This is a genomic window from Pyrobaculum organotrophum, from assembly GCF_055384425.1.
The window spans coordinates 590,514-614,551 of the sequence record NZ_AP042430.1; the positions used below are offsets into that span (position 1 = coordinate 590,514).

Consider the following 24,038-nt stretch of genomic DNA (forward strand, 5'->3'; position numbering starts at 1 on the left):
TCGCAAATCCTTATTTTAAAGACTAATGTGACATGTGGATTCGCTTAAGAGACTGCTTTCTGAAAACCCGCGTCTTCTCGAAATGCGTTATAGAGAGAGGGAGGCGGTATGCGAGCCCTCTTCGCCGCCTATCGCCGTGAGACTAGACGGTGTGGGGTTTGGGAAGAGACTGAGAGACTTCCCCGCGCCTAGGAGCAAACTTGTGCACGCCGCCTTAGTTGAAGTTGCGAAAAATCTCGCAATGCAACACGGCGCCAGTTTTGTACATGTTGTAAGCGACGAGATAAACCTAGTGTTTCTCAACGTAGTGCCGTATGGAGGGAGGACTTTTAAAATCATAAGCGTGTTGGCAGCTCAAGCCGCCGCGGAACTTACGGCAAAATTAGGGCGCCCGCTGTATTTCGATGGGAGAGTTATCAAACTAGACAGCTCTTGCGATGCTGCAAAATATATACTATACAGAGCTAGAGTGGGGCTAAATAACTACGTCGTCCAACTCGCACGAGCCACGGGGCTTATAAAGACGCAGACGCCGCATATCGAAGAATTGTTGCCAAAGGTGGAGATAGGCGATTTCGAACTGGCGTGGGGGAGTTTTATGAGTAAAGAAGACGGCTATTTAAAAAACTCAGACCTCTGCCGCGCGGTATCTACACTCTGCGAGATATGCTAGACGTATTTCTCCTCTAGGTATTTGACTAAATAGCTGGCGTTATATACCTCGCCGAAGTTTTTCATAAGAAGCTCCTTTGGCGGATAGATGCTGCCCCATCTATGTATTTTCTCGCGGAGGTACTCCTTCACTGCGGCAAAGTCCCCCTCTGAGATAAGGCCGCGTATATTTCCATGTTTGTAATATATCATCGCAGCTATTACATTTCCCAGTGTGTAAGTCGGGAAGTAGCCGATTGAGCCATGTGACCAATGTACATCTTGTAATATACCCTCTGCGTCGTTTTTAGGTCTAACGCCGAGGAGGCGTTCCATTTCGTTATTCCACAACTCTGGTAGTTGAGAAATCTTTACCTCGCCTGTTATCATGAGACGCTCTAATTTATAACGCAGAAGTATATGTAGGTTGTAGGTAACCTCGTCTGCCTCTGTACGTATGAGACTTGGCCTAACTACGTTGAAATAGTAGAACAAGTCCTCGTCGCTGTATTTTGACAAAAAGGCGAGATGTTTGCGGAGAATTGGCGAAATTTTGTAGACAAACTCGCGGCTTCTACCCACGATGTTTTCAATAAACCTAGACTGACTCTCATGAACTCCAAGCGACACCCCCGTGCCTACAGGCGTCATGGCGATAGACTCGTCAATATTTAACTCATACAGCGCGTGGCCGTATTCGTGTAACGCAGAGAAAAGCGGCTCTTTAAAATCAACCCCTCTATACCTCACAGTTATTCTTACGTCGTATGGAGATGTAATACCTATCGTAAATGGATGTGGCGAAACATCCACTCTGAACCTCCCCCTGGGGTACCCCAGTAGATTTAAAACATCTATAACCGCCGCCTCAACCGCTTGTCTCTCGTAGGGAACCTCCTCTAACGGATGTTTCTTAGGCCAGCCGCGGCTTTCTAACTTGTAGAGCAACGTCTTAATACCCGGCTCTAGTGTTGAAAAGATAGATTCTACATCTCGCGACGTAAGCCCCTCTTCGTATAAATCTAGCAATGCGTCATATGGATGTTGTTCATAGCCTAATTTGTCAGCTATTACTCTAGAAAGGTCGACGATTTTTTCTAAATACGGCGCAAAAATTTCAAATTTCGCCTTTTCTTTCGCATTTTTCCAAACTATAAAAGCCTCTGACGTAACTTTGACAAACTCTTTTACAACCTCCGGCGGCACCCTTTGGTAGAATTTTAAATCTCTCTTTAAGACTCTTATAATTCCTCTCTCTACATCTGTTAAATCTTTTTCCTCTTCCGCCTTTTCTACCAACTTTACAAACTTCTCGTCAAGCATAAATTTCTGTATCAACTGGGCAATCTCCGCCCTAGCGACGGCACGACCCTTGATGCCCTCCTCAGGCATATAAGTCTCTGAATCCCAGCCCATTAGTCCCTGGGCATGGCTAAGAGCCCATATGACTCTGTAATGCTCTAGTATCTGCTTAACGGTGTCTGATCTAATCACATGGGAAACAAAAAATGTAATTATATGTTTAGTCCCTATCCTTTGGATATTTTTGTAATTGATATAAAGGTTGGCGGATTAATCTGCGGGAATAAGCTCTACATATCTCCTAGATGGTATATTGTTTAGCTCAAGCAACAGCTCTCTAACTGTGACGTCTGGTCTCTCAGCTAGGATTTTCCTGGCGAGATCCGCCTTCTCTGGGCAATATACAGACACTATTTCTTCAACTTCGTCTTCAGGTATTACATCTGGTAACTGCACAGTGATATGTATAAAGAAGTTGCCCAGCGGGGGTATTCTTTCTACAATTTTCTCATAGACCTCTGGCAACATGGTGACTAGAAAAGCCGCATTAGAGAGGTGCATATTTCTAATCCTGTGGAGTATATACGCAACTTCGAAAAATTTTGGATCCTCCGCAGAGGGGAGAAGCTCGTCTAATACAACTACGGTTCTCGAGCCAGTTAACTCAAGCGCAGTTTTTAACGTCCACGCCGGATCGCCTTTAGCTAACGAGAGAATGCCCTCGTACCCAAACTTCTTATAGACCTCCGCCACCCTGTTTTTTGAGTCTCTAGTCCCAAATCTAGCCAATATCCTCCATGCCACAATAGCCGCTACGTTAGCTATATTTCTCTCGCCGACTTCTGTCAAATCAACATATATACAGTTTGTCCTTCTACACACCTCGTAGGCCACTTGGGACTTGCCCATGCCAGCTCTACCCAAGAGTATAGCCATTGGAAATGTAGAAGTTAACTTAACTAAGGCCTCTGCAGCCTTAATCCAAGATCTGCCGCCTAGTCTAAGGCCGTCCTTGGCCACAGGCCACTTGGGTATGTCACAATCCACGTGAATTAAGCTTGCCAATAATAAATCTAGTATCGGTATATCACTGAAAATATCACTGAAAAATTTTGGATCCTCCGCAGAGGGGAGAAGCTCGTCTAATACAACTACGGTTCTCGAGCCAGTTAACTTGGGCGGCAGACAGGTGCGCCAAGCTGTTACAAAACAAGCGACTCGCGGCCGTCCCCCGTATGACCCACCCCCTCGCCCCGGCACACCCGAGGCGGGCCCCCCAAGTCCCCCGGAGAGGGGCCAAGAGAGAGGTAGGGGGACATTAATAGTATACCACCTCTGCAACAGACCTCTTCTCGACCCTCTTTATAAAGCCGTATTTCTTTCCCCCTATCTGTATTTTTAAGTCGCCGCCCTCTAATAAGACGTAGTGGCCCTTCTTCACTTGAAGCAACTCTGTCAGCTTTTTTACAAATTCTTCCTCGCCTATTCCCAATTCTTGCATAACTGCGTTTTTTACATCAAAAAGTTTTGCATATCCGCTTATTCCTGCAAATCTATCTATAGCTTTGTTAAGGGCATTTTCAAAGCTCTCTAATGTTACATCGCTAGTTTTTTCAGTCTTTCTTTGTGTATATAGCTTAGAGATTACAAAATAGAAGAAATTCTCCATATCGATAACGTAGCGAAAGCCGGGGCCTACTTTTACCACCTCCGCCTTTAACGCCGTGAGTAGCTCCTCTGGATTGACCCCAAGTCTCTCGGCAAATTTCTCAAAGTCTGACTTACGGAGGCTAAATCTTAGCTCCTCCACACTTACACAGCAGTAGAGATATATAAGGACAGGATTTATCAAACATGGAGTTTGTCGAGCTGGTTGATAAATATATACAGCTTAGAATTGACGAATTTATAGCGCCTGTTGTTTGGCAAAGAGAGAAAAACTTATTTGAGCTTTTTGTCGCAGTTATCCTTAGCCAGAACACCTCTGATAAAAACGCTTTTAGAGCATTTGAAAATCTCAAAAGGAGGCTAGGGACTATAACTCCCGAGAGTCTCAATAAAATGTCCGAGGGGGAACTCGCCGAGTTGATAAAACCTGCCGGCATGTATAGACAGAGGGCGAGAGTTCTAAAGAACCTCGCCGAGACATTTTTGAAATATGATATAACTCCACAGAGGCTATTAGAAATGGGCGCCGAGAGAGCTAGAGCCTTCCTCCTAACTCTCCCAGGAGTTGGCAAGAAGACTGCTGACGTGATATTAGTAAACCTAGGCCTCCCGGCGTTTCCAGTAGACACTCATATAACCCGTATCGCAAGACGGTGGGGCATTGGAAAGAGCTATGACGAAATCAGCCGCTGGTTTATAGAGAGGTTGCCCCAACATAAATACCTCGAGCTTCACCTCAAGCTGATACAGTTCGGCCGAGAGATATGCAAGGCGCGTAACCCCAAGTGCGACGTCTGTCCAATTGGCCAGAGGTGCCCCTCTTATAAATCAGCCGGCAGGTCACCGGTCATATAATCGCCGCCTGCATTGGTTCGTCATCTATTTGTGGAATAATCTCAGATATTTATGCCTAAGCCCCCTTTGCGGCTCCCCGCCCTCTCCGGGGGGCTTGGGGCCTGCCTGCGGAGACGCCCGAAGGCGGCCGCGGGCGAGGGGGCCCGGGTCGTTGGGGGCTGGCTTTGCCCCCTAGTCGCCGGGCCCCAGGGCCGGAGATGTGGCTCATGAATACAAGAAGTTTACTAGGTTAAAAGTGTGATAGGTGCCGGGACGGGGAAAAGGTTGTTTTTGGAAGATTTCCCAATACCTCCTCTTGGCCCAGAATAGCGGAATGTTGTCCCTGTGGTCTGGGAAGCCGTTGGAAGAGCTCGTACGCGAGGCGGCCGAGCTTATGATCCTCCTCGTTAAGAACGACTACTTGCCGATAGTGAGATGTGCAATGAGGGAGGAGAGGAAGCTTGAAGTCGCAACTGTCATTAGAGAGGACGGCACAGTCCGGAGGGAGTTGGTTCTGGGGCCGAAGCTATGAGGTCGGCAAGGATCTTCGTGCGGATCCCTCTTGCGATGTTCTACGAGCTTAAGAAGGTCGCGGAGGAGCTCAATGCCAACATCTCCCAAATAGTTAGGGAAGCGCTCAAGATCTTCCTCTGGACCTCTCCGTCGAGAAAAGGGCAATAGAGCAGAACTCCTCTCTCCTCACATATGCTAAATCTGGGAACTCCATAAGTAGAGAGGCGTCTTTGTATATTTAAGCTATCTAATGTTGTGTAGTATGCTCTGGCTTTTGCCGATAGGTATTTTTGCTATATCAAGTGCCTCGATTTTAATTAGACTTACGCCTGCACATCCTGTGGCAATAACCTTTTGGAGACTAGCTTTTGCGACAGCGATTGTCTTTCTTCTCGGCGCGACGCGAAAGCTAGAGCTTCCCAGGGGGCGGGCCTTGATTTATTCAACACTGTCGGGAGTCTTTCTAGCGGCGCATTTCCTCAGCTGGATTCCCTCCCTCTTTCTAACGACAGTTGCGGCGAGTACAACGTTGGTTAATATACACCCCGTAGTTATGCTCCTCCTCTCGAAGAAGCTGGGGGAAAGTGTGAGTAGAGTCACTGTCGTTGGCGTTGTAATGGCTGTAGTTGGCAGCGTATTGATTACTCTATCGCCAGGCGGGCTATTGGGAAATCTCCTTGCGTTAGTGGGGGCGTTGTCTTTTGCAGGATATCTCGCTGCCGGACGCGTAGTTAGATCTTCTGTAGGGACTTTAGGCTATGTCGCCGTGTCTTATAGCACTGCGGCGCTTATCTCTCTAGCCGTAGGCCTTGCACTTGGGGTCGATCTCATACATTACGACTTCTACACCTTTGTCATGTTTCTCCTCATAGCCTCTATCCCCATGATGGCTGGACACACCGTATTTAACTACCTCTTAGGCAGATATCGCGCTGTGACAATCGCGGCGAGTACTCTCGGCGAACCCGTAGGCGCAACGCTTCTTGCAATATTGATCTTGGGCGAGATGCCGACTAGCTCAGTGGCCTTGCGTGGCTTTGAGATACCGCTACAAGCCATTGGGATAACAACAACGCTTATAGGCCTACTGCTTGTGATAAGAGAAGAGTTAAAAACTTGACCACATTCCCCGTCTATACAGCGTCCCCCTACCTCTCTTGGCCCCTCCCCGGGGGACTCGGGGGCCTGCCCCAGGCACGCCGTGTATAACATAAAAGAGAGAGATATAGACCTATGTATGCACAAGGGCGTTGTGTGGATTATCACAGTGGGGAACGAACTTCTCATTGGCAGAGTTGTTAATACAAATGCCGCGTGGCTTGCTGGAAAACTCACATTTCTAGGCTATTTAGTAAAACGAATTTTAGTCGTGCCAGATGATGAAGATGACATAGTTGAAAGTTTTAGAGATGGCTTAAAGAGGGCAGACGTTGTAATATCTACCGGGGGTCTCGGCCCAACGCCAGACGACATTACAAACCTAGCCTTTTGTAAAGCCCTAGGTGTTGAGCCTGTGGTAAACGAAGAGGCGTTAAAAATGGTGAAAGAGAAATATGAGGCGCGTGGCTACCCCCTCACCCCCGAGCGGGTTAAAATGGCCAAGATGCCTCCGGGCGCAAGGCCTTTGCCAAACCCAGTGGGCACAGCGCCAGGTATTTTATATGAGACAGAGGACAAAATCGCCGTTTTACTGCCGGGAGTCCCCAGAGAGATGGAGGCCATATTTGAGAGTTATGTCGAGCCTCTACTAAAATCGCGGGGGCCTCCTATATATTTCGCAGAAAAAGCTCTAGTAGTCAAAGGCGCGCCAGAGGCAGACGTCGCGCCTATCATACGAGAGGTTTTAAAATTAGACCCCAGGGTTTATGTAAAATCCCACCCAAAGGGCTATGAAGTAGAAGCCCCCCTCTTGTACATACATATATACGCCAGTGCAACTAAGCCACAAGATGCAGAAAACTTAGTAAATATAGCCTTAGATAAACTTATACAACTATTAAAGACTAGATTTGGTGAAAAAATCCAAATATCTATAGAGACAGGGCGTTAATCATCTTGAGATACGTGTGGCCTATAGAAGGCACGCCCCCTATATACACTGCGCCGTTTTTCACTTCTACAGCCGCCCAGCCGGCATATACCTCACTCCACATGTCGAATCTCTTTCCCAACACATTTTCTAGGTGGGTCTTCACTTCCCAGTAGACTCTAGCGTCTCTAAAAAAATCCACGTTTTCAAGCCGCATAGGTAATATAAATCGTAACGGCCAGAGTTTAGAAACGGCTTTGACAAAGTCTTTTTCAGCTGCTCTCACAGCTCCCGACGCCTCTCTATATATCTCTTCTACTTCGCCTATATACTTCCCAATATCCACCGCGCTGGGGGTAAGGCCCTGGGGCCAGCCTGAGTTTATGAGAAAAGGCTTGTGTAGCCTCCCTACGCGATCCCAATTTGACAAGTCTATAAAAAACCTCCTCTTCCCCACTGTAGAGGCCGCTATATACACTTCCACAGATTTTTATAAGACATGTGTATAAATTCGTGCGTCTCGTTATACTGGCGCTTTCTATGCCCATTATGTTTATAGCTATGGGAATTGCCGCTTTTGTTGTGCCAATTTGCGGAGCTCCTATAGCTATTGCCACGGCATATTTAGTGTTGACCCCCGTAGTATATTACACAAGAGGGTACCTTATGTTTAGGCTGAGGTACTTCATAGTCTCGCTGCTTATGATGGTCGTAATTTGGACGCTAGAGGCGGCGGCAGAGCCTTATCTTAGAGAGTATAGCCGCGCGATTCAGATATTTATACAAGCTATGTCAGTCTGTCCACAGTGGAAGGCCTATTTTATAACCACCGCGCTGGTTCTGGCGCCACTTGTAGAAGAGACTTTGTTTAGAGCTCTCCTCTATGTGGAGTTAGAAAAGAGAGCTGGCGCAGTGGCGGGATACGTTGGAAGTTCTCTCGCTTTTGCAATGGCGCACGGCGCTTCTATGTTAATCCCGCTGTATTTTGCCCTAGGAGTCGTCCTCACATACGCATTTAAAAGAGGTGGGATTGTCTCTGCCGTGGTGTTACATAGTTTAAACAATCTCCTCGCCCTGGCTCCTATAATACAGTAATTTCTGCAGTTTTACCTAAGAAACTTAAGCCAAGTGGTATCTTTGCCGTATGGGCTGAGGTTTGTCGAGTCTGAAGATATATCGTAAATCCATCTCCAAGTAAGATAGTTGCTGTATCTATGTCAAATTCTCTAAAAGCCGCCGCTATTTGTCTACCTCTCAAGTCTCTGACTAGATTTCTATACACCGAGTTGTAGCTCCAGAGCAACTCTCCGTCGTCTAACAGTATTATATCGCCTGCGGCGCCTCCGACAAGCTCTCTGCTTTTATCCCCATACCTCTTTAAATAGTCTGAGAGCCCCCAGCCGTATTTCACCCACTCGAGTTTTACATAGAGAGCTTCTCTGCCTAACCTAGTGAGATAAAGGCCTAGTTTTCTCAACATGGCAGTTTTTCCACTTCCAGAGGGGCCTACGATATAGACGTTAGCCCCGTTTATAGCTCTAGAGAGGGCCAGCTTGAAGTCCTCGCCAAAGTCAAGTTTCTCTAGCTCATGTATCGACAGCTCTTCGCCCAGCTTCATACATGTCTTACCCCCCGTTTTAAAAACTACAGCGTGTAGAATTGGACAAGTTTACTTTGCCTTATGCGTTTAAAAAGAGATGCCATAGCGTTACAACTGAAGACCCCGCCCTTTGGAGTGGGGGTCTCCGCCAGACAGTTATTAAGAGGGCACAACTCCGCAGACAACCTCGGCAGAGGATTCCCTCATGAGTCCACGCCTTAGGTAACTTAATTAATGGACAAGGCCTCCTTTGTCCACTAGACGGGGGCGATCACGTAACTTCGTCTAGGTGCACAAGGCGGCCTGTCTTTAGAGATAACACCGCGGCTTCACAAAACTTCATTGTATAGATTATGTCTTCTCTATCTACAATTTCGCCGCCTCTGCCTGAGGCAGCTTTTAAAAACTCCCTATCCTGAACCACGAGAGGCTCTACTATTTCCAGTCTTGGGCGATATACTCCATCTTCGCCGTAGAAATATACTTCGTCAGTGGCGAAGTCTATGGCAAATATCCCCTGGTCGCCTGTTATTTCTAGTTTTCTAAATTTATACGGCGTGAGCCAATTTGCTTCAAAAACTGCGGCGGCTTCGTCAAATTTTGCAAAAACTTGTACATGGTCTTCGTAAGTCCCTCTGGTTGAGCCGCCCAGGGCGTATACTGTAAGCGCCCGTCTACCAGTGATATATGCAAGTAGATCTACGTCATGAATTACGAGATCTTTGACGACGCCGACGTCGCCAGGTCTCACAGGCCACCTAGAAGTCCTCTTGCTATAAGCCGTCAAAAAACGGCCCAACTTGCCCAAGTTGTTTTTCATATATCTAACGCCTTGGTGAAAACGCAGTAAATACCCAGTGGTAACTAGAGTTCTCCTAGCAATATCCAACAACTCATACGTCTCACGTAAACTTGCGGCAAATGGCTTCTCAACTAACGTGGGTATTCCTCTCGAGAGAAAGACGGCGGCGTGTGCGGCGTGTAACGTCGTAGGCGTTGCCACTATAGTTGCATCTACGTCTAAGTCTGATGCTTTCTCTATACCTTTTACAGACCTCGCCTTATATACTTTCTCAGCCCACTTGAGCTTTGCCTCGTCTATATCAACGGCGTAGACCTCATCGACAAGATCCTCGCCTCGTAGTTGAGAAACTACACGAAGGTGGTTTTTTCCCCACCCGCCTATGCCAACGACCGCCACCTTCACGCCACAAAACGTCCACTGATTAATAACTATTACAGGTAAATCTACGTCATGAATTACGGGGAAGAAACCTTATGTAAGCGGGGACAAGATATTGATATATCGCCGAGTCTAAAGATATGCCACGTATCTAATTAACGCAGGATGTGGGGGCTTTCTATATATGATGACTTCGCGGAAGCCCTGCCGTTTTTTTACAAAAATTCTCACAAACTCTTTTAACTTAGCCACATGTATCTTTAGAATCTTGGTATCTTCTAGCTCCTCTACCTCTCCATCTACGTCTTTATTAGCCACTAGGTCTGGGAGAAGCACCTTCTTACTCTCGCGTATTAAATCTCCGTCTAGTCTATAAGCCCAGAGCTTCTCCACCGCCACCCTCCCATATCTCATGTCAGATAGCATATTCTCTAACTTCCTAAGGTCTACATCTAACGCTGTAGCTAAATATGGGATCTCGTTTCTAGAAAAGTACTTATGAGTGGGGACCTCAAAAGATATTATCTCTAGGTCTCCTATTCTCTCTTTGAAAAGTCTCGTGGTTCTTAAATACTCAATAGGTAAAGTAGCCACGTGATTTTATCTAGAGACTAGTATTTAAACCTATGAGCCCCTATGCGGCGGCAACCACCGGCGGGGGGTTCTAGCTGTCTCTAGGAATCCGCCGTGTAGACCTGTCCTCTCTTTCATAACCTCCGCTATTTACAACAAAAAGCCTCGTCCTTTGGGAACGTCCACATCCTGACGGCCTATATGGCATAGAAGAGAAATGGGTTCTGCGAAACGAAGGGGGCTCTGCCCCTCGCAGGGGGCCGTGTCGCCCGTGCCAGAGGTAGCTTGGTTGTTAGTGAAAGTGCAGTCAATGAGAAACCCTAAGCGGGGAAAGCGGTCGTACACTGCAGAGACAATATATTGCCGACGTTAGAGACTTTAAGCTGTAAATACGGGAAATGTCAGACCAATAACTATGCCCACTCCAACTGCGACAGCAGACATTAGCGCAAATTCTATAAATTCCCTCCAGGAGCCGCCGGCAAGTAGGTAACTTGAAGTTAAAACAGCGACTATGATCGCGTATAGAGCCGCGTGTGTTGTGAAACAAGCTGGTATTAACACAATAGTTGCGCCTAGAAATGATGCGACGAAGTTATATACGGCTGATTTAGATGTGTAGTAGAGAGCGCGGCTATGTATAAGCGTCCACCCGCGCGTCTCTTCTCTTAGCGAAACCTTGTAAGAGAGCTCACGTACCTCGCGCATTTGGTGCGAAAACTCTGCCACAAATACAGTAAGCGCATTTATAGATGCCACAACCATTGCAAGAGAGAGTGCAAATCCTAGATCTAGCGTACCGCCTTTAAACACTAGGGAGGCTGAGAGAGTACCTGCGCTTATCATTCCATCTATCACGCCGAGGACTAAATATCTCACGTCGTCGTCCCGGCCTCCGGTATATACTCGCCTACAACAACTTCATCTATTGAATGTACGACGCCCCCGACTTTCTCCAGAGCCTTCTCTAGTTCGTCATAGTCAACGTTTACGCCCTCTACTACAATGGCGAGACCTAACACGTCGACGTCTACGTCGTCTACTGTAACACGTACAGCTTTAACGCCCTCTACTTTGTAAAGCTCTTTTGCCACATCTACTATAGTGACGCCTTTAGTAGGTATGGCGGCGTCTATTACAATACGACGTATTGGCGGACGATCCCCCACATTTGTCTATACACATTTCTACTTTTTAAGCTTTTGAGCTCTACGTCTGCTGTTTTCTCTTCCACATAGGGGGGTACGTCCCCCGCCGCATAATAACTCTATCTACACGCGCGACAAGCCCCCTCTCCATTTTTTTAGCCTCCTCACTTTCAACCAACGCTCTGCCAAACCCTATAAGTTCGTCTTTTAATGTAAAAAACGCCACAAGCTCGCCTTTTGAAAACGGCGTTTCAAATTTAACAACACCAGGAGCTGCCAAAGGCGCTCCGTTACACAATGCGTCAACTGCGCTGTCTCTAACCCATATCTTAGGGAGGTGACGCGCAATTTCTTCAATTGGAAGTAGAACCCTCCTCAAATATGTGTCATCTCCATACCTCCTCCATATGTAATACGCATCTGCCACATCTTGTAAAGCCACAGTCTCGTCTTCAGTATAGCAAGATACAGCTATACGGCGTAGCTCCCTCATGTTAGCCCCCACGCCCAACACCTCGCCTATGTCGTGAATTAACTTTCTCGCATATGTCCCCGCTTCTACATGCATTTTTATAACGGCATATCTGCCGTCTAATTCCAGAAGCTCTAGAGAATACACGTGGCGAGTTCTAAGCTGTCTTTTTACAGAGGAACGTAAAGGAGGCTTTTGATATATAACGCCCTGAAACTCGTTTAAAACGGCTTTGAGCCTCTCCTCATCTACATCGCCGTGGAATTTCGCCACGGCTACATACACCTTGTCAGAACGCGATAAAGCAAGCAGGGCCTTAGTCCCCTCAGCGACGGCAATAGGCAAAACCCCAGAGACTTTGGGATCCAGCGTGCCGGCGTGCCCAGCCCGCTCTACGCCGAGAATTTTCTTAACCCACGCGGCAACTTCATGACTACTAGGCCCCCTCGGCTTGTCTATTAAAACCAGCGAGTATCTTATATATTCCTCTGTCGTACGTTTAGAAGGCGGCTTGCCCCACTCAGGGTTTGTAGACTCCTGGGTTTTTACAAAGATCTCTCTATTTCCGCACTTCACTTAACCTCTGCGCTAGTTATACCGAAGAACTTCGGCTTTACTTTCTCGCGCATGTACTCCACAAGGCCTGCGGCTTCAACAGCCTTTAACACCTCTTCGTCCGACGCCCCCCTCTTGATATCTATCTTTTTATCTGTGGGTTCTATATGGTTAATATTTACGCGTCTCCGTCTCACGCCTGTAAGTTGCTTAGGGCCTGTAATTACGACATAGTTTTCATCTATTATATCCACTACAACAGCCTTTCTCCCAGCCTCTCTACCTAAAACTTTTACAACTACTCTACCTATGTCAATAACCTTAACCATAGGGGGAAAAAGATGGGGGTTTTAAAAGTCTTAATGCAACGCACTTATTTCTTTTTCTCCTCTTTCTTTTCCTCTTTCTTCTCTTTCTTCATGTGTTTTCGCCAAGTGAAATATATTTAAGTGTTACTTTAAAAATATATAAATTTGGCTTTAGGAATTTAATGAGGGCAAAGGACATATAGTACATATGTACAAGAGATGTTAAAAGTTAGCATATTTACAATTATCCTAGGGACATTATCCTAAAGTAAATCTAAGAAGATAGAAAATACTTTTTATCTACATCTAAGGCGGATGACTTAAAAGGGGGATGTCGTAAAGATGTGTGTTTACATGCCCCATTAGCTGTCCCTCTGAGTGTTGTAAATTTGAAAATCTCGAAGATATGCCCGTGGTACTTGAAGACGAAATTCCAACGCTTCAAAAAGAAGCTGAAAAACTAGGCGTAAAACTCACTTTTATTCCCTATGGCGAATACAACGGGGTAAAGCTCTACAAGTGGGTAATAAACGGCTGGTGTCCATTCTATAGGGGGAGGTGTATAATACACACGAAGAAGCCTCTCTCCTGTAGGATGTTTCCACTAGTCTTAAATCTAAAAACTGGCGAGATATATTTATCGGAAAAATGTACATGGGTTAAAATAAACGGGCCAAAACCCCTCGACTATTTTCCAAATGAAAAAGAGGCGTTGAAAAGATTGGCAATTAGGCTAAAGATATGGTAGAGTTTATAGTAAACTACAGTGGATATAGCGAAGATGATAAACTAGCTATAGCAGTAGGCTTGTCTATGACGTTTAGACAAGTGTTAGTAGAGGCGAGGCCAAGCGCCGAGGCTTTAGAAGCTATAAAAAACGGCGTATGGGGCGCGCTTTTGATAACGCCATGTCCCAGCGATCTCCCCTGTTTTAAAGATGTTGAAGACGCCGTCAACTACTCCGAGGTCTATTCCACACCTGTGGGATACGAGGGGCCTCTGCCCAAAGTCGCAAGGCGTAGAACTTCCACATTTAACAAACACTATCTCAAGCCATGGAGGTGGACGCGAAGTGGAGAGAAAATGGAGGTGGGCCACTATCTTCTACCGCTTATGGCATGTTTATATAGACAGCTTAAGCTATTAGACGCCGTGCCCATAGTCGTATCTGACGTAAGACTACAGCCAAGCGGCGTCTCACAACCTGACTATATGGTGATACCCACGTGGCACATTCCAAACGAAGTTGCAGAAGTCGTTGATGTATATATGCCCCCGCTTAAAGCTACGGCAGTTGCCCTCGGAATATTAACCGGCGGATACAACGCCGGGCCTGTAATTGCTATAACAAAAACGCGGGATTACCTCACGCCTAAAGTTGTTGAAATGGGCGGCTACGTCGTAATACTTGACGAAGTCGGCGATCCCTGCCAGTTGTTCTCTAGACGCATCGTCGGCTATAGTTACAAGAGGAGACAATATGTCGTAGACCCCTCACTCTGTGATAAATGTGGCGAATGTCTAAAGACGTCGTGTCCCGCCATCACGCCCTCTCCCCTCGGCGTGCCACAAATACTCCAGACGTGCACAGGATGTGGCGCATGTGCGTTATTATGTACAAGAGGAGCTATACACTAAGGGTAGACAGAGATAAAGTAGTTATAAATGAGAAAGAGGTAGGCCTAGACCTAAAGCCCATAGAGCTACTACTCGCCGCGTTGGCATATGGAGTTGGCATTCGCCATGTCGATAAAACAGGCAAGCCCTACGAGATTAAATGTGAAGTTGATGGATATAACATTATATGTAAGGCCAAGTGCACGGGGGAGGAAGAGAGGTGTCTAGTATACCGAGCGCTTACAGAGGGACTGCTGAAGTTTATATGCGAGTAACGAAGAAAAGTATTTATCCCAGAGACTTATTAGAAAACGCCCCGGCTAGACGGGGGCCGTAGCCAGCCGGCTACCCCAGCCGGTAGTCTAGCCCGGTCAAGGATGTGGGCAGGTGGCTGAGAGGCTACCCCACAACTTTCGAGCCCGTGACCCGGGTTCAAATCCCGGCCGGGGCACCATTTATGCTGACTCTGTATGTAGATCCTTCTAACAGCACGTTAGCGTTAAAGTTTTTTAAAGGCGGGAAATGTAATTGGGAGGGCCCGTAGCTCAGCCTGGATGGAGCGGCGGAGGACTTGTGGTCCGCCGAGCCTGCGGAGCCGTAGGTCGTGGGTTCAAATCCCACCGGGCCCGCTAGGGTAACGGCTCTAGCTCTTCTAGAGTCTGGGGGTCTAACCTGATTTTTCCAATACGTATCTCGTCAAAGTCTGTTGTTGTTACATATGCGACTATCTTAGGCTCGAATTTTTCCACTATGGCGTATCCAACCAACTTCCCGTTTTTATACAAAGCGGCGAATATATGTCTTAAATAGTGGTGCGGCACTATAAACTCACGGCCTTTTTTCTGAGGCTCGCTAACGTCGGCGGGGGTGTATCTCCCCCAGGGACAGACGAGCCCCTTCTCCCACTTACAAACAGCCATTTTTTCTAGATCTATCTGAGTCTTTTCTATGAGTTTTACATGTCTTCTGTATGATAAATTTCGCAATTCTCTCCTCTCTTGCGGGCCGCGGGAAAGGACATGGCGTGGTTTAGATATGAGGCGGCCGGGGAGGGCGGCCTCTCCAATGTTTATCACTGTTGGCTCTACTGCGTCGACTACAGCCCTAAGTAGTTGGAGACCTCTGCCTGTGGTCCACCCGGGGGTGTTTATTACAACTAGGTGGGGGTATTGCGCAATAGATCTTCTGACTCCCCAGACAACCCCTGCCACAAGTAACTCCTCGACTCCCTGGAGATTTGTCGTACCGACGAAATATGCGTCGTATGGCTCTAGCTCCGAGATGTGTGGGATGGGGGATGTGGTACAACTATAGGATACAAAACCGGGCGGCCCTATGTCTGACTGGCCTACGTCTGCATCGACTATACATACCTTTTTGCCTTGGGAAGTGTGTATATTTACTAAGTATGTAGATAGGCTACTCTTCCCCGCGTCTGTCGGCCCGACTAGTGCGACTACGCCGCTGAGTTCTAAGTGCCAATCTTGCGGTATGGCAGATCCGTTTACAATAGCCACTACGCCGCTTTCTATTGTAAAAACCGCAGGGCCTTCGACGGGATATTGTTTGTGAGGGGGGATTTCAAATCTGTGGAAGACGCTGCCGAATACTCTACATGGCTCTCGACATTCCACTGTGGCGGGGCCTCTTAGAAGAGCCGTATAGCCCTGTGGTACTACTACTGTAGACATATTAATCTATGGGTGGGGGCAATATATGTCTCGTCTCGTCACAATAGTGGCGTTGCTTGACGAACTATTGCTTTTTTCAGCCCCTGTAATTATAGCATTTCTCCTCTATATATTTGGCGTAATCCCGCTTTGGATTGTCGTTGTACTATCGGCGCCTTTTTTAGTCATTACGGCATATATAGGGATTAAGGTATTTAAAGAAACGCCAAAAGAGTACAGCTATCTGGGCGGGAGGGGCGTGGTGGTAGAAGACCTCAAGCCAGAGGGCGTGGTGAAAATAGAGGGCGTTTATTGGAGAGCCGTATGTCTCAGCTGTGAGGCGGCTGTCGGCACATGTGTTGAACTTCTTGACGTAAAAAACGGACGTGCCTATGTCAGGCCTTGCCAAGAGATGTGATGAGGTTTAGCAACTCCCATGTATGTTTCATTATAGAGATTTCGTGTTTAATTTTTGTATAAGTCTCGTCATCTATTTTCCCAGCCGCTTTAGCCTCCTCAATTTTTTTCTCGAGCTCGACAAGGTCGAACTTAGCTAGATACTCTTTAGTAAGCGCCCTGGACCAGAAGTAGAGCACTCTGCCCTCTATCTCAGAAACTTTTTGTGTAAGCGCATTGAGCTTTTCTTGGTACTCCTCAATTTTCTTCTGTAGCTCTGTAGAAAGGTCGAGATAGTCTTTTTCCGGTATCAAGCCAAGCTCTCTCTTAGCCAACAATAACTCAAGCTCTCTCTTTAGGCTCTCTACGACGTTTTTCAGCTGGTCGATTCTAACTTTTATCTTTGGCAAATCTGCATCCCACCCGGCCTTGGCTCTTGAGGCAGATTCTACAAAAGCTCTCCAAGTGTCTTCAATACCCTTAAGTCTCTCGTCATATTGCGAAAGTAATTTTTCCAATTCGCCAAGGGCTAAATATGCGACGTCTAAGCTCATTTTAACAACTCCTCTAGCTCTTTCTTAAGTTTTTCGTATGTCTCTTGCGATATCTTCCCCTCTTTCAACAATTCGTCAAGTTTAGAAAGAGAGAGCTTTAGTGAGATTACCTCTGCGTTTGTAGAAGTAGAGAGCACTCTTTTGAAATGCGCGCCGAGGTTTTCCTCCAAGGCTGCGTATTTAGATCTAACCTCGTCTAAAAGCCCCTTTAGACTCTCTAGTTTTGTCTCAAGCTCTCTCTTGATGTTTTCATAGGCGTCTTGTGGCATAAAGTCCTTCTTTAGCTCCACCTCGGCCAACATCTTTTCATAGTCGCCGATTGTTTTATTTAGAATCTCTTGCGCCCTCACAAGCGTCATCTTTTCTACCTCCCACTGTTTTCTCGCCCCAATCACGCTGCTTTCATACTCCTTCCACATATCGTCAAGTTTTTTCACTAAGTCGTCGTATTTTAAAACAACATTATCGACAGCGGGCTTAATCGCCTTTTCAAACTCAGTCTCTGCCTTCTCTGGCGCAAGAGGAATAACCTCTGTAAGAGGTTTCGGCGCCTCCTCAGGCTTGGGCGCCGCTGGCTTCTTCTCCTCTCGCGAAAATCTGATAAAGATAGGACATTCCGTATAGTTGCCTATACAATACCAACTAAACGGGTCTATCGGCTTATTACTGTAGCTACATATAAATCCGCTTTCTACCCGCCTAAGAGCTGGGCATACACTCATCGCATATAAATAGTGGAAAATATATATTTGTTACGGCTTCAAACTCTCTAGTCTTACCTCCTGTATTTTTGCCAAATCTTCTAACGTCCCCACGTCGTAGAAAAACGCCTCTTTAGCCACATAAACAGCTACGTTTGGAATAAGCGATTTGGCAAGGGCGTCCATATCTAAATACTCCTCCCCCAACTTTTTTATAACTTTGTCAGAGATTATGTAAACTCCTGTTGACGTTATATATTCAAAACTTGGCTTTTCTTTCCAAGACTTCAACATCCCGCCGTCTACCTCTAAAACCCCAAAACGTAGGGAGACCTTGTGTATCTGTCCGACAATAGTTAGGAGAGCTCCCCTAGATTTGTGAAGCTCAGCTGGTTTTTTTAAATCTAGGTTTGTCAACACGTCTGTATTAACAACGACGACGTCGCCGTCGGCCCACTCTTTTGTATAATACAACTGGCCGGCGGTCCCAAGCAACTTCCGCGACTTGAAGAAAACTACATCTGGGTGAAACTGCGAGAGATATCTCTCTAACACATCTTGCATATGGTACCCCACGATAGCTATATCTCTCACGCCGTTTAACCTAAGCCACTCGATAACATAATCAACGAGGGGCTTTGTCCCAATTGTAACTAGAGCTTTAGGCACTAGAAAAGTCAACGGTCTTAACCTAGTGCCGAGGCCGGCCGCCAGAATTACAGCTTTCACAAATAGTCGCCAAGTCCCTGTCTTTTTAAATGTACTCTAATTTTCTCAACCTCCTTCTCTATCTTTTTAACCTCGGCCAAGATATCTCTTTTCGTCTCCTCCCCCCCTGCGGGTTTGTATGTACAATACCCCTCCGGCGTCATAGCCCTCGCCTCGCAATAGGCGTATTGACACTTAGCTCCTATACATTCGTCGTTTAGCCATGTGCACCAAAACACTATTTTATTTCCCTTAATCATAGGCTTGAGGGCCTTCTTTCCACATCTAAACAAGGAGGTGCCGTTTGGGCCGAAGGCGCATCTAGGGCCTAGACATAAAGTTTTTTGTTGAGCCACTATCTATAATACAACCATATATTTAAATCTTGTAGCCAAGCGACTCTAGAAAAGCGACAACTTCGCTATAGCGGGGAGAAGACCGCGCCCCCGGCCTAGTTACTTTTATAGCGGCGGCTGCGTTAGCAAAGAGCAGTTTTTCATATAGATCTCTCCCCCTTAGATACATGGCTACATAAGCGGCGGCGAAACAGTCCCCCGCCCCTGTTGTATCTACAGCGTCTAACTTAAAGGCGTCTACATGTAGTAGTCTCCTGCCGTCGAAAGCCACCGCGCCCCTAGGCCCCAGGGTCACTACAAGCTCTCTTACAGAAAGCTCCTTTGCAAGTTTTTCAACTGCCGTCTTGTGGTCATGTGAATTAGCAAGTAACTTAGCCTCTACCTGATTCATAAAGACTATATCTATGCCATTTACAACAGCTTTAACTATATCAAGGCCTTTTTTCGCAAGAGCAGTCCCCCCATCTAATGACACTGTGGCTCCTATTTCTTTAGCAATTTCCTTCGCCTTTAGAATAAGCTCTGTCCTTCCTGTAGCTAAATGTATATGTCGGAAGCCGCGGAATTTTTCTATTGTCAAATCGGCTGGAGATAGGCCTAGGTTTGCGCCTCTATACGACAACATTCTTTTTACCCCGTCGGGGTGTACTAACACAATAACTACGCCAGATCTTACGCCAGCCACTCTTTTCACATAGGAGACATCAACGCCCTCAGACCTCAGCTCTCTTAGCGATAGCTCACCTAGCGGGTCTTCGCCGACTGCGCCTATAAATCTAACGCCAAGCCCCAGCCTAGCCGCCGCGACAGAGAAATTAGCCGCCGAGCCTCCCCCGCCTGTGTATAAATCGAGGACTTCTACATTTTCGTCAGGCCCCGGCAGTTCAGAAACTTTGAGATATATGTCGAAGTTTAAATTTCCAACTGATACTACGTCCACACCTCTTCTAAATTTTAAATATAAATACTGTGGGGTTAAATGTGGATGTCCAAAAGATGTTAGAAATTAGGAAGATACTAGAGGAGAAGATCGCCCAGCTACAGCAAGAGCTCAAGCTCTACACCGCCCTATTGGAGATTTTAGACAAGTCTATTGGAGAGAAGTCTTTCTCCACGGCGGCGCAAGTGGCAAAGCCAGAGGCTGTGGAAGAGGTAAAAGGTAGAGGCGGCGAGATATATGCAACTGTAGAGGTGTATAGAGACTATCTCTATATTAAGTTCAAGGAGCCGGTGAAATTAGACGGCCTCTTCAAGAGGTTTTTCCTTGACAAATTCCTACAGAAGTATAGAGAAGAAGACGCGAAAGAGGTCAGACAGGGGTCGCTAAAACAAGAGGAGGTGCTTAGGTATGAGCTAGAGGGCGGCGAGACTGAGACAACAGCGATGAAGATATATAACTATAGAACTGAAGAGAGGAGACGGGAAATACTTAGGGTTTTGAGATGGACGCTTGAGAAAGTCTACTCGGGCTGAGCTACCTTTTTCTGTCTCTTATAGAGCTCTATCATCTCAGACACAGTCGTGGCTTGTTCAGGCGATTTATCTGTCCTATAGCGGCCTGTAAATCTTGGGAATCTAATGGCCAGGCCGACCCCCGGCTTTACAGCCCCTAGACAACAAGTGTGGAGAGGCGACAGCGTAATCTCCGCGCCGATGACTTCAATTACTACCTGAGGCGTGAACCAAACGTCGGGCTCCATCTTAGAGACAACTCTCGGATGTCTATGTGGTATTTTATACGGCTGCAACATCTCGTACATTTTTTTAAGGTCGGCGTCTGTAAATCCGCTCCCCACTTTACAGACTGTGTAAAACATGTCTGTGGCTGGGTCATACGCCGCGAGGAGAAAAGCGCCGTAGAGCCCGGCGCGTTTTCCTCTGCCATAGAAAGCGCCTACTACTACTAAATCTACTGTGTCTATCATCTCGCTTTTGTAATCTCTCTTGTATTTAATCCAGTTCCACCCCCTGGCCCCCATTTCATATACCGACGTAGGCGATTTACAAACGAGGCCCTCCATGCCTAGAGAGACGGCCTCGTGGAAAAACACATCTATCTCCTCTGCGTCGTCAAAAACCCTCCACTTAGCTATCGACACCTTCTCTGTCTCTTGTACAACCTCCGACAGTCTCACTCTACGATATATAAGAGGCTCGTTTGTTAAATCCTCGCCATCTATATACAGTAGGTCAAAGAGGTTGAGAACCACTGGGTACATCTCCACTGCAACAGCCACCTCGTGTTTTCTCTTTCTATGCATAAGTTCTTGAAACGGCAGCATATCGCCTGTGTCGGGGTCTATAGCTACAATCTCCCCCTCTAAGATAGCCTCTCTAGCTGAGACAGCCTCTCTCACAGCTTTAACTACGTCTGGATAGGCGTGTGTAATATCTTCAAGTCTCCTACTGAATATCTTCACAACGCCCTCTTTTAGATGGATCTGCGCCCTCTCCCCATCGTATTTATATTCACATATGGCAGAGCCCCCCAGTTTAGCTAAAATCTCAGAAGAGGAGGAAAGTCTCTGCGCCAACATTGGGAGGACGGGCACGCCCGGCGTAATTTTAATCTCCTCAAGCGGTCTCCCTTCTGCCACGTGGCGCGCCAGTTTGCCCAAGTCTGGATAAATGTGGTAAGCCCTCTCTAGAGCCTCTTTATCTACGCCAAAGGCGTCAGACAGCGCCTCTATCAACGTCATATCTGCAACACCCAGCCTTAGTTTGCCTACGACAAATCTAGCGATATATTTAGCCTCCTCTGGCGAGGCTTTTGCAAAAAGCGACGCCAATAGAGAGATCTTCATGTCTTGCGCCCCTTCTCCAGACGCTTGCGCAACTTTAAGAAGTGTGTCATATACTTCAGACACCTCCAGCGGCTTTTGTTGGCCAAAGGCCAAGAGGCCAGGGCGCTTGGCTGTTGACAGCGCTTTTCTAGCCGCCTCTCCTACGTCGCCCGTCTTTTTATAAAGCGCCTCGAGTTCAGATATAGAAACTCCCGTCGCTTTAGAAACCGCCCTAAGACACAACTTCTCTGCAACCCCCAGCTCCACCCCCTCCCACGGGGGTCTTAAATCGCCTAAGACAAAGTAGATTATTTTATCTATTTCCTCAGGCCGCGCCTTCTTAAAAAGAGAAGTTAAAAGCTTAACCATAGTGGTCCTCTGGGTAGTAGACTCTACGGCGGCTAGAGTTTTGACAAGTTCTCCAAACTGCACGTATAACCTACCTCCCAGATTTAAAAGTGTTGAGAAAAAGCTCGAGATATGTCTCTCTAACCTCCTCGCCCACCCCTAGCCTCGCCGCCAGTCTCCTAATCTCTGCCACAGCCTCTGCAACCTCCCCCTCCCCCTCTACCACCTTCTCAATTTCGACAAACTCGCCAAGGCCCTCTACTTGGTCGAGAGATATGGTAAAACCCCCGCCTCTGTAATACTCACGCCTCTTCTTTATCCTAGCCACAGCCACAAACCCCAGTTTTTCAAAAATCTCGACTATTGAAACGTCGGCGGCGGCTGAAAGCTCAACCCTAGTCTTGCCGCCGAAACCCATGCGGGGGCCTTTATAAGTAACTCCGACGCGCCCCCCCGAAATTCTCACTCTCAACGCCTCGTCTGTCGAAGCGAAATCTCTACAGGGGTGTTGGAAATATATATCCTCCTCCCACCCAGCCGCCACGAGAGAAAAACCAAGCGACTTTAGACGCTCTCTAACAGAGCCTAGATCCGCCCTGTATTTAACCTCCACTTCTAACATATTGTTTACAAGGCGGCGAGGCGGGGTTAGAAATAGTAAATCCAAAGAGGAAACACCGCGAGGTCAACTGGCCGTAGTACGCACACTCGGCGCAGTTATCCGGGCGGCCGAGGACAAGTTTTACAACTGCAGTGAGGGGCCTCGGGGCTTCCACAAGCCGAGGCGGCTCGGGGGGTCTAGCCGGCGGGGCCTCCGCCGCCGGGAGACGTGGGGGCTCCGGCCTCGCGGCCTCTGGAGCGGGGGGTGGCAGCTCCACTGGGCGGGGGGCCTCAGGCGGCTTTGGCAACTCTACTGGAGGCGGCCGCGGAGGCTCCGGAGGCTTAAGAGACTCAGGCGCCGGCTCTAGCGGACGTACCTCTACCGGCTGTATAGGCGCCGGCGTGGGCCTAGGCGGGACGAGCTCAATTGTAGAGAGTTCTGGAAACTCCGCCCTAGCTCTATCTTGCACTGCCTTAAGGACTGCGTCTATAGATAAATCGCCCTCCCCCACTTTAACTCCGTCTACTACCACGGCGGGGAATTTCGTAATGCCATATTTCTTCAACATATTGACTAAAGATCTATAGTGGGGCGGCACTTTATCCGGCGGCTCTCCCACTAATTTAATTACTTGCTCCACCGCGTCGGGCCTTATCTTTACAGTGGCAAGTCTCACCTTGTCAGGCCTTTGGACATGAGCCCTAAGCTCTTCGACAACTTTCTTAAGGGCGTTTTCAAGCTCGGCGCTTTGCCCAGCTACTACAAACAACTCTATGTACATTGGGAAAAAAGGCGCAGTAGTATAAAAGCTTAACGTACAACTTCTAGAAATTGTTTAATAACACGAGATTTCCAAAGCTCACGTTCAATAACCTCCCCCTCGGGGTGTAGCTCGTAGAAAATACGTGTAGAAAATCTATACAACCTCTCGGGGGGCCCCGCCATAGACTCAATATACCTCAAGAGAGCCTCGCCAAGGATCTTCCTCTCTATCATAGTCTGTGGAAGTACGACAACCCTCCGCTGGCCAGCCACTGCGTACACCCCCTCCCTCCCCCACTCAAAGCCGGCAAGCCCGCCGTCCCACTCCCTAAGCTCTTCCACAAGAGTGACCTCTATGACAGACCTCCTAAGGTCAAACTCAGTAAACCGGGGGATGGCATATACAAGCTTAGCCGCAATCTTCGCCGTGTCGTACGCCAGGTCTTTAAACGGCTCTACCACCCCAAGCGACCCCCTAACCTCCCTCCTCTCAAACCCACCCGACCTCACAATAGCCTCCACAGTGACAAACACCCCACTCTTCATGCCAGAAAGAAGGGGGTGGGACTCGGGGAGGGGCTGGCCGCGGAGCTTAGCCAACATGGCAGAACGTACGTGAGAGACAAGCGCCTGACCGAGAGACATAGAAAAATGGGGAGAGAGAAGTTAAAAAAGTTGGGGAGTAATACGAGAAAAAGCGGGGTTT

34 protein-coding genes and 2 tRNA genes are annotated in these 24,038 nt (G+C 47.5%); 15 read left to right on the forward strand and 21 right to left on the reverse strand.

All coding sequences use genetic code 11. The features are described from left to right. Positions 1 to 34 precede the first annotated feature (34 nt). Entirely contained in the window at positions 35 to 673 is a 639-nt protein-coding gene (locus ACZ49R_RS03565) for a tRNA(His) guanylyltransferase Thg1 family protein (protein ID WP_464733779.1), read from the forward strand. Here ACZ49R_RS03565 and ACZ49R_RS03570 read toward each other — a convergent pair. From ACZ49R_RS03570 to ACZ49R_RS03580, 3 genes are all read right to left on the reverse strand, one after another. After that, positions 670 to 2,145: a carboxypeptidase M32 gene (locus tag ACZ49R_RS03570; protein WP_464733780.1), complete on the reverse strand. Its 1,476-nt coding sequence runs from the start codon at positions 2,143 to 2,145 to the stop codon at positions 670 to 672. The two genes, ACZ49R_RS03565 and ACZ49R_RS03570, sit on opposite strands and share 4 nt — an antisense overlap. 78 nt (positions 2,146 to 2,223) lie before the next feature. Next, positions 2,224 to 3,000, reverse strand: a complete 777-nt coding sequence (locus tag ACZ49R_RS03575) for an ATP-binding protein (protein ID WP_464733781.1) — start codon at positions 2,998 to 3,000, stop codon at positions 2,224 to 2,226. A gap of 271 nt (positions 3,001 to 3,271) precedes the next feature. Further along, positions 3,272 to 3,763: a hypothetical protein gene (locus tag ACZ49R_RS03580; protein WP_464733782.1), complete on the reverse strand. Its 492-nt coding sequence runs from the start codon at positions 3,761 to 3,763 to the stop codon at positions 3,272 to 3,274. A gap of 44 nt (positions 3,764 to 3,807) precedes the next feature. On the opposite strand from ACZ49R_RS03580, the gene ACZ49R_RS03585 reads away from it, so the two are divergent. The 5 genes from ACZ49R_RS03585 (at position 3,808) to ACZ49R_RS03605 (ending at position 7,018) form a co-directional block, all read left to right on the forward strand. Beyond that, positions 3,808 to 4,476: an endonuclease III domain-containing protein gene (locus ACZ49R_RS03585; RefSeq protein WP_464733783.1), complete on the forward strand. Its 669-nt coding sequence runs from the start codon at positions 3,808 to 3,810 to the stop codon at positions 4,474 to 4,476. Positions 4,477 to 4,789: 313 nt separating this feature from the next. Then, complete coding sequence (locus ACZ49R_RS03590) at positions 4,790 to 4,987, forward strand: hypothetical protein (RefSeq protein ID WP_464733784.1); 198 nt, start codon at positions 4,790 to 4,792, stop codon at positions 4,985 to 4,987. Then, on the forward strand, positions 4,984 to 5,136 hold the full coding sequence (locus tag ACZ49R_RS03595) for a hypothetical protein (RefSeq protein ID WP_464733785.1): 153 nt from the start codon (positions 4,984 to 4,986) through the stop codon (positions 5,134 to 5,136). The genes ACZ49R_RS03590 and ACZ49R_RS03595 overlap by 4 nt, the downstream gene beginning before the upstream one ends. 94 nt (positions 5,137 to 5,230) lie before the next feature. Continuing rightward, entirely contained in the window at positions 5,231 to 6,088 is an 858-nt protein-coding gene (locus tag ACZ49R_RS03600; protein WP_464733786.1) for an EamA family transporter, read from the forward strand. Positions 6,089 to 6,205: 117 nt separating this feature from the next. Then, positions 6,206 to 7,018, forward strand: a complete 813-nt coding sequence (locus tag ACZ49R_RS03605; RefSeq protein ID WP_464733787.1) for a nicotinamide mononucleotide deamidase-related protein — start codon at positions 6,206 to 6,208, stop codon at positions 7,016 to 7,018. On the opposite strand, the gene ACZ49R_RS03610 is transcribed toward ACZ49R_RS03605, so the two are convergent. Next, complete coding sequence (locus ACZ49R_RS03610) at positions 6,999 to 7,481, reverse strand: hypothetical protein (protein ID WP_464733788.1); 483 nt, start codon at positions 7,479 to 7,481, stop codon at positions 6,999 to 7,001. The two genes, ACZ49R_RS03605 and ACZ49R_RS03610, sit on opposite strands and share 20 nt — an antisense overlap. A gap of 17 nt (positions 7,482 to 7,498) precedes the next feature. Here ACZ49R_RS03610 and ACZ49R_RS03615 point away from each other — a divergent pair, with 17 nt between their 5' ends. Beyond that, on the forward strand, positions 7,499 to 8,092 hold the full coding sequence (locus ACZ49R_RS03615; protein ID WP_464733789.1) for a lysostaphin resistance A-like protein: 594 nt from the start codon (positions 7,499 to 7,501) through the stop codon (positions 8,090 to 8,092). Here ACZ49R_RS03615 and ACZ49R_RS03620 read toward each other — a convergent pair. Continuing rightward, positions 8,079 to 8,615, reverse strand: coding sequence for an ATP-binding protein (locus ACZ49R_RS03620; protein ID WP_464733790.1), 537 nt, complete (start codon positions 8,613 to 8,615; stop codon positions 8,079 to 8,081). The genes ACZ49R_RS03615 and ACZ49R_RS03620 overlap by 14 nt on opposite strands. Before the next feature lie 63 nt (positions 8,616 to 8,678). Here ACZ49R_RS03620 and ACZ49R_RS03625 point away from each other — a divergent pair, with 63 nt between their 5' ends. After that, a complete protein-coding gene (locus tag ACZ49R_RS03625; RefSeq protein ID WP_464733791.1) occupies positions 8,679 to 8,819 on the forward strand; it encodes a hypothetical protein in 141 nt (46 codons plus the stop codon). 49 nt (positions 8,820 to 8,868) lie between these two features. Here ACZ49R_RS03625 and ACZ49R_RS03630 read toward each other — a convergent pair whose 3' ends face one another. From ACZ49R_RS03630 to ACZ49R_RS03655, 6 genes are all read right to left on the reverse strand, one after another. Then, positions 8,869 to 9,804, reverse strand: coding sequence for a Gfo/Idh/MocA family protein (locus ACZ49R_RS03630; RefSeq protein WP_464733792.1), 936 nt, complete (start codon positions 9,802 to 9,804; stop codon positions 8,869 to 8,871). Positions 9,805 to 9,912: 108 nt separating this feature from the next. Then, the gene (locus ACZ49R_RS03635; RefSeq protein WP_011762877.1) at positions 9,913 to 10,374 is read right to left on the reverse strand and encodes a hypothetical protein; all 462 of its coding nucleotides are present in this window, start codon (positions 10,372 to 10,374) and stop codon (positions 9,913 to 9,915) included. A gap of 357 nt (positions 10,375 to 10,731) precedes the next feature. Further along, positions 10,732 to 11,232 (reverse strand): hypothetical protein, encoded by a 501-nt coding sequence (locus ACZ49R_RS03640; protein WP_011762876.1) that lies wholly within the window; start codon positions 11,230 to 11,232, stop codon positions 10,732 to 10,734. Continuing rightward, positions 11,229 to 11,522 carry a DUF211 domain-containing protein gene (locus tag ACZ49R_RS03645; protein WP_011762875.1) on the reverse strand — a complete coding sequence of 98 codons (294 nt, stop codon included), beginning with the start codon at positions 11,520 to 11,522 and terminating at the stop codon, positions 11,229 to 11,231. The genes ACZ49R_RS03640 and ACZ49R_RS03645 overlap by 4 nt, the downstream gene beginning before the upstream one ends. A gap of 40 nt (positions 11,523 to 11,562) precedes the next feature. Further along, positions 11,563 to 12,549, reverse strand: a complete 987-nt coding sequence (locus ACZ49R_RS03650) for an RNA-guided pseudouridylation complex pseudouridine synthase subunit Cbf5 (RefSeq protein WP_464733793.1) — start codon at positions 12,547 to 12,549, stop codon at positions 11,563 to 11,565. Further along, entirely contained in the window at positions 12,546 to 12,857 is a 312-nt protein-coding gene (locus tag ACZ49R_RS03655) for a 50S ribosomal protein L14e (RefSeq protein ID WP_464733794.1), read from the reverse strand. Before ACZ49R_RS03655 ends, ACZ49R_RS03650 begins: the two co-directional genes overlap by 4 nt. Positions 12,858 to 13,182: 325 nt before the next feature. On the opposite strand from ACZ49R_RS03655, the gene ACZ49R_RS03660 reads away from it, so the two are divergent. The 5 genes from ACZ49R_RS03660 (at position 13,183) to ACZ49R_RS03680 (ending at position 15,082) form a co-directional block, all read left to right on the forward strand. Then, positions 13,183 to 13,584 (forward strand): YkgJ family cysteine cluster protein, encoded by a 402-nt coding sequence (locus tag ACZ49R_RS03660; protein ID WP_464733795.1) that lies wholly within the window; start codon positions 13,183 to 13,185, stop codon positions 13,582 to 13,584. Next, entirely contained in the window at positions 13,578 to 14,474 is an 897-nt protein-coding gene (locus ACZ49R_RS03665; RefSeq protein ID WP_464733796.1) for an ATP-binding protein, read from the forward strand. Before ACZ49R_RS03660 ends, ACZ49R_RS03665 begins: the two co-directional genes overlap by 7 nt. Then, positions 14,450 to 14,728, forward strand: coding sequence for a hypothetical protein (locus ACZ49R_RS03670; protein ID WP_464733797.1), 279 nt, complete (start codon positions 14,450 to 14,452; stop codon positions 14,726 to 14,728). Before ACZ49R_RS03665 ends, ACZ49R_RS03670 begins: the two co-directional genes overlap by 25 nt. Before the next feature lie 55 nt (positions 14,729 to 14,783). Continuing rightward, positions 14,784 to 14,907, forward strand: a tRNA-Glu gene (locus ACZ49R_RS03675). An 80-nt stretch (positions 14,908 to 14,987) separates the two neighbouring features. Further along, positions 14,988 to 15,082: transfer RNA gene (locus ACZ49R_RS03680), tRNA-Arg, on the forward strand. On the opposite strand, the gene ACZ49R_RS03685 is transcribed toward ACZ49R_RS03680, so the two are convergent. Next, positions 15,083 to 16,144, reverse strand: a complete 1,062-nt coding sequence (locus ACZ49R_RS03685) for a Clp1/GlmU family protein (protein ID WP_464733798.1) — start codon at positions 16,142 to 16,144, stop codon at positions 15,083 to 15,085. A gap of 25 nt (positions 16,145 to 16,169) precedes the next feature. On the opposite strand from ACZ49R_RS03685, the gene ACZ49R_RS03690 reads away from it, so the two are divergent. Next, complete coding sequence (locus ACZ49R_RS03690) at positions 16,170 to 16,541, forward strand: NfeD family protein (protein ID WP_464733799.1); 372 nt, start codon at positions 16,170 to 16,172, stop codon at positions 16,539 to 16,541. Here ACZ49R_RS03690 and ACZ49R_RS03695 read toward each other — a convergent pair. From ACZ49R_RS03695 to ACZ49R_RS03715, 5 genes are read right to left on the reverse strand one after another with little or no spacing between them, the layout of a single operon-like run. Then, the gene (locus ACZ49R_RS03695) at positions 16,519 to 17,073 is read right to left on the reverse strand and encodes a hypothetical protein (RefSeq protein WP_464733800.1); all 555 of its coding nucleotides are present in this window, start codon (positions 17,071 to 17,073) and stop codon (positions 16,519 to 16,521) included. The two genes, ACZ49R_RS03690 and ACZ49R_RS03695, sit on opposite strands and share 23 nt — an antisense overlap. Beyond that, positions 17,070 to 17,795, reverse strand: a complete 726-nt coding sequence (locus tag ACZ49R_RS03700) for a hypothetical protein (RefSeq protein ID WP_011762866.1) — start codon at positions 17,793 to 17,795, stop codon at positions 17,070 to 17,072. Before ACZ49R_RS03700 ends, ACZ49R_RS03695 begins: the two co-directional genes overlap by 4 nt. A gap of 30 nt (positions 17,796 to 17,825) precedes the next feature. Then, positions 17,826 to 18,503 carry a nucleotidyltransferase family protein gene (locus ACZ49R_RS03705; RefSeq protein ID WP_464733801.1) on the reverse strand — a complete coding sequence of 226 codons (678 nt, stop codon included), beginning with the start codon at positions 18,501 to 18,503 and terminating at the stop codon, positions 17,826 to 17,828. Further along, positions 18,500 to 18,841 (reverse strand): hypothetical protein, encoded by a 342-nt coding sequence (locus tag ACZ49R_RS03710; RefSeq protein ID WP_011762864.1) that lies wholly within the window; start codon positions 18,839 to 18,841, stop codon positions 18,500 to 18,502. The genes ACZ49R_RS03705 and ACZ49R_RS03710 overlap by 4 nt, the downstream gene beginning before the upstream one ends. A gap of 19 nt (positions 18,842 to 18,860) precedes the next feature. Then, entirely contained in the window at positions 18,861 to 19,778 is a 918-nt protein-coding gene (locus ACZ49R_RS03715; RefSeq protein WP_011762863.1) for a carbohydrate kinase family protein, read from the reverse strand. A 41-nt stretch (positions 19,779 to 19,819) separates the two neighbouring features. Between ACZ49R_RS03715 and ACZ49R_RS03720 the strand changes: the two genes are divergently transcribed. Further along, positions 19,820 to 20,311, forward strand: a complete 492-nt coding sequence (locus ACZ49R_RS03720) for a hypothetical protein (protein ID WP_011762862.1) — start codon at positions 19,820 to 19,822, stop codon at positions 20,309 to 20,311. Here ACZ49R_RS03720 and ACZ49R_RS03725 read toward each other — a convergent pair. Genes ACZ49R_RS03725 through ACZ49R_RS03740 form a run of 4 tightly spaced genes read right to left on the reverse strand, consistent with a single transcriptional unit; the run spans position 20,299 to position 23,977 of the window. Continuing rightward, positions 20,299 to 22,053 carry an ATP-dependent DNA ligase gene (locus tag ACZ49R_RS03725; RefSeq protein WP_011762861.1) on the reverse strand — a complete coding sequence of 585 codons (1,755 nt, stop codon included), beginning with the start codon at positions 22,051 to 22,053 and terminating at the stop codon, positions 20,299 to 20,301. The genes ACZ49R_RS03720 and ACZ49R_RS03725 overlap by 13 nt on opposite strands. Before the next feature lie 7 nt (positions 22,054 to 22,060). Continuing rightward, the gene (gene cyaB / locus ACZ49R_RS03730) at positions 22,061 to 22,591 is read right to left on the reverse strand and encodes a class IV adenylate cyclase (RefSeq protein ID WP_011762860.1); all 531 of its coding nucleotides are present in this window, start codon (positions 22,589 to 22,591) and stop codon (positions 22,061 to 22,063) included. Then, a complete protein-coding gene (locus tag ACZ49R_RS03735) occupies positions 22,572 to 23,351 on the reverse strand; it encodes a hypothetical protein (RefSeq protein WP_464733802.1) in 780 nt (259 codons plus the stop codon). Before ACZ49R_RS03735 ends, cyaB begins: the two co-directional genes overlap by 20 nt. 29 nt (positions 23,352 to 23,380) lie before the next feature. Further along, positions 23,381 to 23,977, reverse strand: coding sequence for an AMMECR1 domain-containing protein (locus ACZ49R_RS03740; RefSeq protein ID WP_011762858.1), 597 nt, complete (start codon positions 23,975 to 23,977; stop codon positions 23,381 to 23,383). Positions 23,978 to 24,038: the final 61 nt, after the last annotated feature.